This is a genomic window from Pseudomonas tehranensis (assembly GCF_014268615.1).
GTDB lineage: Bacteria > Pseudomonadota > Gammaproteobacteria > Pseudomonadales > Pseudomonadaceae > Aquipseudomonas > Aquipseudomonas tehranensis.
In genome coordinates this window covers 1-7,769 of record NZ_JABWQV010000238.1, presented here as the reverse complement: position 1 = coordinate 7,769, position 7,769 = coordinate 1, and the positions used below count along the sequence as shown (strand labels likewise).

Annotated in this window: 7 protein-coding genes and 1 pseudogene; 5 read left to right on the top strand and 3 right to left on the bottom strand. The window is 60.4% G+C overall.

Annotated elements, in window-relative coordinates:
• A pseudogene (locus tag HU811_RS22735) lies at window positions 1-219 on the bottom strand (hypothetical protein); the annotation flags it as partial.
• Window positions 220-605: 386 nt separating this feature from the next.
• On the opposite strand from HU811_RS22735, the gene HU811_RS22730 reads away from it, so the two are divergent.
• Window positions 606-2,681 carry an AsmA family protein gene (locus HU811_RS22730; protein ID WP_186658199.1) on the top strand — a complete coding sequence of 692 codons (2,076 nt, stop codon included), beginning with the start codon at window positions 606-608 and terminating at the stop codon, window positions 2,679-2,681.
• Window positions 2,682-2,800: 119 nt separating this feature from the next.
• Here HU811_RS22730 and HU811_RS22725 read toward each other — a convergent pair whose 3' ends face one another.
• Together HU811_RS22725 and HU811_RS22720 are read right to left on the bottom strand one after the other, a co-directional pair.
• Window positions 2,801-3,319 carry a ferritin-like domain-containing protein gene (locus tag HU811_RS22725; protein WP_186658197.1) on the bottom strand — a complete coding sequence of 173 codons (519 nt, stop codon included), beginning with the start codon at window positions 3,317-3,319 and terminating at the stop codon, window positions 2,801-2,803.
• A gap of 56 nt (window positions 3,320-3,375) precedes the next feature.
• On the bottom strand, window positions 3,376-4,317 hold the full coding sequence (locus HU811_RS22720; protein WP_186658195.1) for a LysR substrate-binding domain-containing protein: 942 nt from the start codon (window positions 4,315-4,317) through the stop codon (window positions 3,376-3,378).
• Window positions 4,318-4,456: 139 nt separating this feature from the next.
• Between HU811_RS22720 and HU811_RS22715 the strand changes: the two genes are divergently transcribed.
• The 4 genes from HU811_RS22715 (at window position 4,457) to HU811_RS22700 (ending at window position 7,715) form a co-directional block, all read left to right on the top strand.
• Window positions 4,457-5,095 (top strand): FMN-dependent NADH-azoreductase, encoded by a 639-nt coding sequence (locus tag HU811_RS22715; RefSeq protein ID WP_186658192.1) that lies wholly within the window; start codon window positions 4,457-4,459, stop codon window positions 5,093-5,095.
• 69 nt (window positions 5,096-5,164) lie between these two features.
• The gene (locus tag HU811_RS22710) at window positions 5,165-6,055 is read left to right on the top strand and encodes an esterase/lipase family protein (protein ID WP_092395820.1); all 891 of its coding nucleotides are present in this window, start codon (window positions 5,165-5,167) and stop codon (window positions 6,053-6,055) included.
• A gap of 213 nt (window positions 6,056-6,268) precedes the next feature.
• Complete coding sequence (locus HU811_RS22705; protein ID WP_092395822.1) at window positions 6,269-6,550, top strand: PsiF family protein; 282 nt, start codon at window positions 6,269-6,271, stop codon at window positions 6,548-6,550.
• 151 nt (window positions 6,551-6,701) lie between these two features.
• Window positions 6,702-7,715, top strand: coding sequence for an AI-2E family transporter (locus HU811_RS22700; RefSeq protein WP_092395824.1), 1,014 nt, complete (start codon window positions 6,702-6,704; stop codon window positions 7,713-7,715).
• The last annotated feature ends 54 nt before the right edge of the window (window positions 7,716-7,769 follow it).

Genomic DNA, 7,769 nt, shown 5'->3' with positions numbered 1-7,769 from the left:
ACCTTCAGCGACTTCCTGGCCCTGAGGGGTGCGTTCGTAGCCGCCTTCAGCCAGTTCCTGACCTTGACGGGTCTGATCGAAGCCATCTTCAGCAACGGTCTGGCTATAGACCGAACGGCTGTCCTTGACCTGTGGCGTGGCTTGTTCGGAGGCTGGCAGTGCGAAAGCGGTGGAAGCCAGCATTGAAAGGGTGAGGCTCATCAGCAATTGGCGTTTCATGATCAGTGCTCCTTGGGAGGGCGATAAAGTGGGTACGGAGCCAATGCTACTCTCGATAAGTCGATATAAAAGTTCATAAAGGCAATGGTAATAATCAACGGAATTGATTGTTCTGTGGAAAGGCTCTAGAACGGGCCTTTGCGCGGTGTGATTTTGCACTGCAGTGGGTATTTTATACCCATTCATGCCACGCAAAAGTGCGGGGGCGGTAACAGGTAGTTGGCGGTTTGGTCAGGATTTTTTCAATTTTTTGTACCGCCCGTCGCCCAAAGTGTTAAACCAGTTGGCCGCATCGTCAGTCCTACTCTTCATAACGAGCCGATTACAGGTTCGTGTTTCCAAGGCGTCGCCGTCCGGACGCAGATTTGTCATCAGGAGCCTTGTGCATGACGCGCACCTCAAAAATCTTCGCCTGGACCCTCGCCAGCCTTGTTGTCCTGCTGGCCGTATTGGTGCTGGTCATCGCGTTCTTCGATTGGAACCGGATAAAGCCGCCGCTCAACGCCAAGGTTTCCGAAGAGTTGCATCGCCCGTTCGCCATCAATGGCAACCTGGCGGTGGTTTGGCAACGTGAGCCGCGGGAGGGCGGCTGGCGGGCCTGGGTGCCGTGGCCTCATGTGGTGGCCGAAGACTTGAGCCTGGGCAACCCGGACTGGTCAAAAACCGCACAAATGGTCACGCTCAAGCGCGTCGAATTACGCATTTCGCCCCTGGCCTTGCTGGCCCGGCGAGTGGCAATCCCCCGCATCGACCTGACCGAGCCCGACGCCAACCTGCAACGCCTGGCCGATGGGCGTGCCAACTGGACGTTCGAGTTCGATCCGAAAGACCCGGACGCCGAGCCGTCCAGCTGGGTCGTGGACATTGGCACCATCGGCTTTGATAAAGGCCATGTGACCCTTGATGACCAGACGCTGAAAACCCGCCTGGACCTGTTGATCGACCCGTTGGGCAAACCCATCCCGTTCAGCGATATCGTCGGTGACAATGCCGCGAAAAAAGTCCGCGACGCAGGCGCATCTCCCCAGGATTATGCGTTTGCCTTCAAGGTCAACGGCCAGTATCACGGACAGAGCCTCGCCGGCTCCGGCAAGGTCGGTGGTCTATTGGCCCTGCAGGATGCGTCGCAACCTTTTCCGTTGCAGGCCCAGGCGAAGATTGGCGATACCCGTGTCGAACTGGCCGGTACGCTGACTGACCCGATGAATCTGGGTGCGCTGGACCTGCGCTTGAAACTGGCCGGTAACAGCCTGGCCAATCTTTACCCGCTGACCGGCGTGACCCTGCCGGATTCGCCGCCCTATTCCACCGATGGCCGCCTGATCGCCAAGCTCCACGAATCGGGCGGGGCACTGTTTCGTTATGAGGCCTTCAACGGCAAGATTGGCGATAGCGATATCCACGGTGACCTGGCTTACGTGGCCAGTCAGCCGCGGCCCAAACTCAGTGGTGCGCTGGTGTCCAATCAGCTGTTGTTCAGCGACCTGGCGCCGCTGATCGGTGCTGACTCCAACGCGCAACAAAAGGCCCGCGGCGGGGCGAGCAAACAACCGTCCGACAAAGTCCTGCCCGTGGAAGAGTTTCGTACTGAGCGCTGGGGCGTGATGGATGCCGACGTGGAGTTCACCGGCAAACGAATCGTCCACAGTGAGCAGTTACCGTTCACCGACCTGTACACGCACCTGGTGCTCAACGATGGCCAACTCAGCCTCGAGCCCCTGCGCTTCGGTGTGGCCGGTGGCCGGCTCGATGCGCAGATCCGCCTCAACGGTCGCACCCGGCCCCTTGAGGGAAAGGCCAGGCTGACGGCGCGGGGTTTCAAACTCAAACAGTTGTTCCCCGGTTTCGCGCCGATGAAAACCAGTTTCGGTGAACTGAACGGCGATGCCGATATCTCCGGCCGTGGCAATTCAGTGGCGGCGTTGCTGGGCACCGCCAATGGCACGTTGAAAATGCTCATCAACGACGGTGCCATCAGTCGGGAGTTGATGGAATTGGCGGGGCTGAACGTCGGCAACTATGTGGTGGGAAAAATCTTTGGCGACGAGGAAGTGAAGATCAACTGCGCGGCGGCGGACTTCGATATCAAGACCGGCCTGGCGACCACTCGCCTGTTCGTGTTCGACACCGCAAACGCGATCATTTACGTCGATGGCACGGCGAACATGGCCAGCGAACAACTGGACCTGACCATTACTCCGGAGTCCAAGGGCTGGCGCTTGATTTCCCTGCGCTCGCCCTTGTACGTGCGCGGCACCTTCGCCAAGCCCGCGGCGGGCGTCAAGGCTGTGCCATTGATGCTGCGTGGTGCCGGCATGGTGGCGCTGGGCGTCATTGCCGCGCCGGCGGCCGGGTTGTTGGCCCTGGTTGCGCCCAGCGGTGGCGAGCCGAACCAGTGCGCGCCGTTGCTGGAACAGATGAAAGCCGGCAAGGCGCCGGCGACGGTCAAGCCAACCCGGTAGCCGGACTTTGCGGTGAGGCTACCGGCCTTATCGCGAGCAGGCTCGCTCCCACATTGATCCGCATTCTGTCTGAAAGAACACGGTCTGATGTGGGAGCGAGCCTGCTCGCGATAGCGATACTACAAATCGGCCATGTCATCGGCATGCTCTTCTTCCTGAGCCAGGATGTCTTCGAAGATTCGCCGGGTGGTCGGGTCTTTTTCACCGATGTACTGGATGATTTCCCGATAGCTGTCGATGGCGATCCGTTCGGCGACCAGGTCTTCGTAGACCATTTCCTTGAGGGTGTTCCCCGCCACGTACTGGGCGTGAGAGTTATGGGTCAACAGGTCTGGGTTGAACTCCGGCTCGCCGCCCAACTGCACAATGCGCTCAGCGAGCTGGTCGGCGTGTTCGGCTTCTTGGTTGGCGTGTTCGAGAAACTCGCTTGCCGCTACGCTGGCTTTGAGGCCGGTGGCCATGAAGTAGTGGCGCTTGTAGCGCAGCACGCATACCAGCTCCGTGGCCAGCGCTTCGTTGAGCAGACGAATGACTTCCTGTCGATCGGCGCTATAGCCCTCGGTCACCGCGCCGTTCTGCACGTTCTGCCGCGCCCGTTCGCGCAGGGTGGTTACATCGGATAGGTGCATGTCACTCATAGCATTCTCCTTGAGGCTGATCCGGTAGGACGTCACGCTCTGTTGGCGTGATCGCTCTAAGTCTGAGTGACGCGATCCTCGAATAGTTTTACTGAATTTTTCAGTGCATGACCGGACAACCGAGCCTCTTCTTCCAGCCACTGGAAGAATGCCCGCACGGGTGCATGGCGTTCGCGACCCGGAACGCACAGAGCACTGTAGCCCGCGCCGTTGACCTGGATCTGCGGCCGATAAGCCACCAACAGGCCACTGGCGACGCTTTCGGAAGCGAGGATGTTGCTCGCCAGTACCAGTCCTTGCCCGGCTATCGCCGCTTGCAGGGCGTAATGCTCCTCGTCGTACTCGCGCACGCACGGTTGTCGGGCCAGCCAGGTTTCGCCGGCCTGAGCGCACCAGGCTTCCCAGCCATGGGCGTACAGTTTGGCGTTATGCCAGCGCACGCTGATCAGCGTGGGCGGCCTCTGCGCGGCCAGGGCCACTTGTTCCGGCGAGCCGTACACGCCGAAGTGTTCATCGAAAAGGCACAGGCCGTACAGGTTCGGATAGCTGTCCAGGCTGTAGCGCACCACCAGGTCGACGCTGGCGTCCTGATGCAGATCGACCACTTCGCAGTGGGTGTCCAGGCGCACGTTGATATTCGGATGACGCGCATAAAACCGGCCCAGGCGCGGCACCAGCCACAGGCTGGCAAACGCTGCGGTGGTGGAAAGGGTCAGGTGGGTATTGGTGCGTTGTGGGCGCAGGGTGTCGACGCTTTGCGCCACTTCCAGCAGGGCCCCGTGCAGGCTGTTGAACAAGCGTTGGCCGCCGTCGGTGAGCCGCACCTGGCGCGGCTGACGTTCGAACAGCTGCACACCCAGCCAAGTTTCCAAGGCGCGAATCTGATGGGAAACCGCTGTGGGTGTCACCGACAGCTCCGCCGCCGCAGCCTTGAAGCTGAGCAGCCGTGCGGCAGACTCAAAGGCGCGCAATGCGTTGAGGGGCAGCGTGGCAAACATCACAGATCTCCTGAATGGCCATGGATGAAATTATCTCATCTAACTTGATGAGCGCTCATTTGTCCGCCCGTAGCGTTGGACGTCAAGCTGTAAGCGAAAAGAATCGACTTGATTCTAGTCGCAAACCCAGGAGATTAAGATGAGCAAAATTCTTGTCGTGCATGGCAGCCCTCGGGGCGAGCGCTCTCACTCCCGACGTCTGGCCGAAAGCTTTGTCTCGGCCTGGCAGGCGGTTCATCCGCATTCCCAGCCGACCCGTCGCGAAGTGGGGCGCACCGTGATTCCTCCGGTCAATGAAGCATTCATCGCGGCGGCGTTCTACCCCGAACCGCAAGCCCGCCCGTTGACCATGCAGGCCGATCTGGCACTCAGTGATGCATTGGTGACGGAGTTGCAGGCCCATGATCGGTTGGTCATCTCCGCACCCATGCACAACTTCAGCGTGCCTAGCGGAGTAAAAGCCTGGATCGACCAGATCGTGCGGATCGGGCTGACGTTCAACCACAGCCTGGATAACGGCGTGTCGCAGTACGAACCGCTGGTACTGGGCAAGAAAGCGCTGATCGTAACCAGTCGTGGCGACTTCGGTTTCGGGCCCGGCGGTCGGCTTGAGGGAATGAATCACGCCGACACGCTGTTGCGCACCGTGCTGGGCTTTATCGGTATCACCGATGTGACGGTGGTTGCCGCCGAAGGCGAGGAGTCGGCTGAGCGCAGTTTCGCCCAGTCTTGCGCCGAGGCCGAGCAACGCTTGCTGGGGTTGGCGCAGACGTTCTGATGGCGCGGGTGTCATAGACGGGTCATCATCGATACCGATGCTGACCACCTATTGATCAAGGATGTCGCCATGTCACAACAGTGCGCCACTCGTTACCCGCTGGTGCTGGTCCCCGGAATGCTCGGGTTCATTCGTCTGGTGCTGTACCCGTACTGGTATGGGATCGTCTCGGCGTTGCGCCGGGGTGGGGCAGTGGTGATTGCTGTGCAGGTGTCACCGCTGCACTCATCCGAGGTGCGCGGCGAGCAGTTGCTCGCGCGGATCGAGGAGATCCTGAAGCAAACCGGTGCGCAGAAGGTCAACCTGATCGGCCACAGCCAGGGCGCCTTGACGGCACGTTACGCGGCGGCCAAGCGCCCGGACCTGGTGGCATCGGTCACCTCGGTGGCCGGCACCAACCATGGTTCCGAGCTGGCTGATTACCTGCAGACTCACTACCCGGCTGACAGCGTCAAGGGGCGCTTGCTCAGTGCCTTGCTGCGGTTGATCGGCGCCCTGATGAGCCTGCTGGAAACCGGTTATCGCGGGCCCAGGTTGCCGGTGGATATCCAAGCGTCCCACGGTTCTCTCACTACCGCGGGCGTGGCCCTGTTCAACCAGCACTATCCGCAGGGCCTGCCAGAAACGTGGGGTGGGAGTGGACCCGAAGAGGTCAATGGTGTGCGTTATTACTCCTGGTCCGGGACCTTGCAACCAGGCAAGACCGACAAGGGACTTAACCTCTTGGACGGTACCAACCGTACCTGCCGGCTCTTCGCTCGCACCTTCGTGCGCGAGGCCGGGCAATGCGACGGCATGGTCGGGCGCTACAGCTCGCACCTGGGCACGGTGATCGGCGATGACTATCCGCTGGATCACTTCGACATCGTCAACCAGTCGCTGGGGCTGGTGGGCAAGGGCGCCGAGCCGGTTCGTTTGTTCGTCGAGCATGCGCAGCGATTGAAGGCGGCGGGGGTGTAGAACGTCAGGACCGCGTTATCGTTCTTCGCGAGCAAGCCCGCTCCCACATTTAACCGCATTCCTTCTGACGAAACTCGGTCGAATGTGGGCGCGGGCTTGCTCGCGAAGACGGTCAATCCGGCACAAAAAATCACGCAGATGAAGGTGTGACAGGCTTTGTCTACACTGCATTTCATCGCCGTACCCATCGTGCGGCAGTCAGGAGAAAACATCATGAAGATGCTGCGTGTTCCTTTGTTGCTGCTCGGGTTGCTGCTGTCTTCCCAGGGCTTTGCCGCCACGGCCCAACAGAACAAGATGACCACCTGCAATGCCGACGCCAGCGCCAAGGCCCTCAAGGGTGACGAGCGCAAAGCCTTCATGAGCAACTGCCTCAAGGCCACCCCGGCGACGCCGCAGGAGCGTATGAAAACCTGTAACGCCGACGCCACCACTCAGGCCCTGAAAGGCGATGCCCGCAAGGCATTCATGAGCGATTGCCTGAAGAAGAAATAAGGATTAAAAGATCGCAGCCTCGTTGCACTTGGCAGCTCCTACAGGGGGAACACGGTCTCTGTAGGAGCTGCCGGAGGCTGCGATCTTCTCGCTTCGCCAGCAGAACGCTGGCAGACTGCCGATCCTTTACGCCGTTTTGTTCTGAGGCTGTATGCCAACGTTTTCTCAGCGTCATGTCTTGTTGGTGATCAGTTGGGTGATCATTTTTGGTGGGTTGTTGCTGGTGCTGCCACTGCGCCTGTTGCCGAGCCTTTTGGCCGGTTTACTGGTGTTCGAGCTGGTCAACATGCTCACCCCGCAACTGCAACGGCTGATCGAGGGCCGGCGGGCCCGCTGGTTGGCGGTGGCGCTGCTGGGCACGCTGGTGGTCAGTGTGCTGACGCTGATTTTCGCCGGGGCCTTCAGTTTCCTGCTCCATGAGGCGGAAAACCCGGGGTCGTCCCTGGACATGTTCATGGCGGTGGTCGACCGCGCCCGGGGTCAGTTGCCGCCGTTCATCGACGCCTACCTGCCGGCCAGCGCGGCCGAGTTCCGGGTGGCCATTGGCGATTGGATGACCAAGCACCTGAGCGACTTGCAACTGGTGGGCAAGGATGCGGCCCACATGTTCGTGACGTTGTTGATCGGCATGGTCCTGGGGGCCATCGTCGCCCTGCAGCGCATCCCCGACCTGACCAAGCGCAAGCCCCTGGCTGCGGCGCTGTTCGACCGTCTGAACCTGTTGGTCAAGGCGTTCCGCAACATTGTGTTCGCCCAGATCAAGATTTCCCTGCTCAACACCTTCTTCACCGGGATCTTCCTGGCGGTGGTGCTGCCGCTGTTTGGCATCCACCTGCCGCTGACCAAGACCCTGATCGTCATGACGTTCCTGTTGGGGCTGCTGCCGGTCATTGGCAACCTGATGTCCAACACCCTGATCACCATCGTCGCCTTGTCGCTGTCGATCTGGGTGGCAATGGCCGCGCTGGGCTACCTGATCGTCATCCACAAGCTCGAATACTTCCTCAATGCCCGCATCGTCGGTGGGCAGATCAGCGCCAAGTCCTGGGAATTGCTCATGGCGATGCTGGTGTTCGAAGCCGCGTTCGGCCTGCCGGGCGTGGTGGCGGGGCCGATTTATTATGCTTACTTGAAGAGTGAGTTGAAGCAGGTGGGGATGGTTTGATCCAGGAAATGTGTTGGCTGATCTGACGCCTTCGCGAGCAAGCCCGCTCCCACA